The following is a 2853-nucleotide window of genomic DNA, read 5'->3' as shown; positions in this document are numbered from 1 at the left end:
GGATTTTCCTACTTCCCAGACTCGTTGCTTAGACGCACTCAACCAACGGTGCGCTTAGCCTAACCTCCTGTGTCATTCCCTCTCTCAAACGGTTCTCGGTGGTACAGGAATCTTTACCTGTTGTCCATCGCCTACGACTTTCGTCCTCGGCTTAGGCCCTGACTTACCCTGAGCGGACGAACCTTCCTCAGGAAACCTTGGGTTTTCGGCGGACGGGATTCTCACCCGTCTCTCGTTACTCATGCCAACATTCTCTCTTGTGTGATGTCCATAGGTCCTTACGATCCTACTTCACCCCTCACACAATGCTCCTCTACCAATTATACWTAGTATAATTCCATAGCTTCGGTAGTAAGTTTTAGCCCCGGTAATTTTCGGCGCAGAATCACTCGACTAGTGAGCTATTACGCACTCTTTAAATGTATGGCTGCTTCTAAGCCAACATCCTAGTTGTCTGTGCAATTCCACATCCTTTTCCACTTAACTTACATTTTGGGACCTTAGCTGATGGTCTGGGCTGTTTCCCTTTTGACTATGAATCTTATCACACACAGTCTGACTCCTGAGCATAAGATATCGGTATTCGGAGTTTGATAGTCTTCGGTAGCCGGTGAAGGCCCCTAGGACAGTCAGTGCTCTACCCCCGTATCTCTCTATCTCAAGGCTAGCCCTAAAGCTATTTCGAGGAGAACCAGCTATCTCCAGGTTCGATTGGAATTTCTCCGCTATCCACATGTCATCCCAACCTTTTTCAACAGATATGGGTTCGGTCCTCCACTGAATTTTACTTCAGCTTCAACCTGCACATGGATAGGTCACCTGGTTTCGGGTCTACGCCACACAACTATTTCGCCCTTTTCAGACTCGCTTTCGCTACGGCTCCGTACCTTAAGCACTTAACCTTGCTGCATAACGTAACTCGTTGGCCCGTTCTACAAAAAGTACATGGTCGTTCTTTAACGAACTTCCATTGCTTGTAAACATAGGGTTTCAGGTTCTTTTTCACTCCCCTTCCGGGGTTCTTTTCACCTTTCCCTCACGGTACTATTCACTATCGGTCACCAGGTAGTATTTAGCCTTGGCAGATGGTCCTGCCTGCTTCCCACAAAGTTTCACGTGCTCCGTGGTACTCCGGATCAGTCTCGACGCCTTCCTCTTTTCGCTTACGTGGCTCTCACACTCTTCGGCTCGTTTTCCCAAACGATTCTGCTAAAATTCAGGCTACCTTTATCGACTGTCCACACCCCCTCGTCCGTAGACTTAGGTTTGGGCTCTTTCCCGTTCGCTCGCCGCTACTTAGGAAATCACTATTGTTTTCTCTTCCTTCGGGTACTTAGATGTTTCAGTTCCCCGAGTTCCCTTCCTATAACCTATTTATTCAGTTATGGATGACTGGACATTACTCCAGCCGGGTTTCCCCATTCGGACATTTACGGATCAATGCTTGCTTGCAGCTTCCCGTAACTTTTCGCAGCTTACCACGTCCTTCTTCGGCTCCTGGTACCAAGGCATTCACCCTATGCTCTTAGTAACTTGACCATTGACTTTTTTACAAGTTTAGTCGCACATTTAATATGTTCGCATAAGCGAGGGCCATACTAAATATGTTTTGTATAAAACGATCTGACACGTTTTATACGTTTTTGAATTCCAACTTTTCTACATCTATAACCCTCCTACGTTTGTAAACAAACGTTATGTCGGGCCGAGATTTCAACAAGTTGAAACTCGGTCGGTTTCTCGTTTATATGCAATTTTCAAGGAGCAAACGCGATGTAATCGTGTTTGAGAAGCGCTAGCTTCCCTTGCGATGTAATCGCAACTTCTTGTAACGAATCATTTTCACAGAAAATGATGAGGTTACTTTGAAACATTTTGTAATGCACTTTGTAGTGACGTAGTTTTCGCTAGAAAACGAGGAACTTCATCTCTACGGTTTGTTAATATTGATGCATTGTTTRAGAAGCGCTAGCTTCCCTTGCGATGCAATCGCAACTTCTTGTAACGAATCATTTTCATAGAAAATGATGAGGTTACGTTTGAAACATTTTGTAATGCACTTTGTAGTGACGTAGTTTTCGTTAGAAAACGAGGCACTTCATCTCTACGGTTTGTTAATTCTCGATTTAGTCATCATTTCCAACGACTTTATCTTTTTTTAAAAACACCAGTCCATTTTCTTTAAAAAAGAAATTGGTGGAGATTAAGAGACTTGAACTCTTGACCCCCTGCGTGCAAGGCAGGTGCTCTCCCAACTGAGCTAAACCCCCAGTGTTTTGGTTTGAGTTTCTTACAACGTTTTGTGTTGAACTATAGTCTAAAGACTTAATTCTAGCATTTTTTGCTAAATGCCACATCACTTTTTTCTGACAAACAGAAAATTGCAAGACCCTCAAAATTGAATAGCGCAAACGTCTAATTCTCCTTAGAAAGGAGGTGATCCAGCCGCACCTTCCGATACGGCTACCTTGTTACGACTTCACCCCAGTCATTGATTTCACCTTCGACAGCTTCCTCCCTAAAAGGGTTGGACCACTGGCTTCGGGCGCCCCCAACTTCCRTGGTGTGACGGGCGGTGTGTACAAGACCCGGGAACGCATTCACCGCGGCATTCTGATCCGCGATTACTAGCAACTCCAACTTCATGTAGGCGAGTTTCAGCCTGCAATCCGAACTGGGACTGGCTTTTTAGGATTCGCTCCAGATCGCTCTTTCGCTGCCCGTTGTACCAGCCATTGTAGCACGTGTGTAGCCCAGATCATAAGGGGCATGATGATTTGACGTCATCCCCGCCTTCCTCCGAGTTATCCTCGGCAGTCTGTCTAGAGGGTTCAGCTTGACCTGTTAACAACT

Annotated in this window: 1 tRNA gene and 2 rRNA genes (1 of these 3 cut by a window edge); all 3 read right to left on the bottom strand. The window is 45.5% G+C overall.

The features are described 5' to 3' along the window. Positions 1-1539: ribosomal RNA gene (locus tag F3D3_RS19800) — 23S ribosomal RNA — on the bottom strand; the annotation flags it as partial. A gap of 655 nt (positions 1540-2194) precedes the next feature. Further along, positions 2195-2270: transfer RNA gene (locus F3D3_RS19795), tRNA-Ala, on the bottom strand. A gap of 159 nt (positions 2271-2429) precedes the next feature. Next, a 16S ribosomal RNA gene (locus F3D3_RS19790) occupies positions 2430-2853 on the bottom strand; it runs 1111 nt beyond the window's last position.

Origin of the sequence: Fusibacter sp. 3D3 (genome assembly GCF_001748365.1) — a bacterium.
Classification (GTDB): domain Bacteria; phylum Bacillota; class Clostridia; order Peptostreptococcales; family Acidaminobacteraceae; genus Fusibacter_A.
Note: the sequence above shows the minus strand (reverse complement) of the source record. Positions and strands in the feature narration are given on the sequence as shown.